General features: G+C 66.4%; 1 protein-coding gene. It reads left to right on the top strand.

Annotated elements, in window-relative coordinates; translation table 11 throughout:
• Window positions 1-31: 31 nt before the first annotated feature.
• Window positions 32-226 (top strand): alpha/beta fold hydrolase (locus IO29_RS31435; RefSeq protein WP_030994159.1); only part of this gene is annotated, 195 nt, incomplete at its 3' end.

Here is a 226-nt window from a genome sequence, read left to right as displayed (position 1 = left end):
GTGTGAGGGTCGGCAGTCGCGGCGGGGTCCGGTGGTGGTGCTGGTGGCGGGTCTGGGGGACGGTCTGGACAAGATGGCCGATCTTCAGAAGACGCTGGGCGAGAAGAACCGGGTGTGCTCCTACGATCGTCTGGGTGAGGGCGAGAGTGACAAGCCGGAGGGTCCGCAGAGCATGGCGGACACGGGGCGGATTCTGACGGGGGTGATCAACCGGGTTGCGGGTGAT

Origin of the sequence: Streptomyces sp. NRRL F-6676 (genome assembly GCF_000725625.1) — a bacterium.
Lineage (GTDB): Bacteria > Actinomycetota > Actinomycetes > Streptomycetales > Streptomycetaceae > Streptomyces.
Note: the sequence above shows the minus strand (reverse complement) of the source record. Positions and strands in the feature narration are given on the sequence as shown.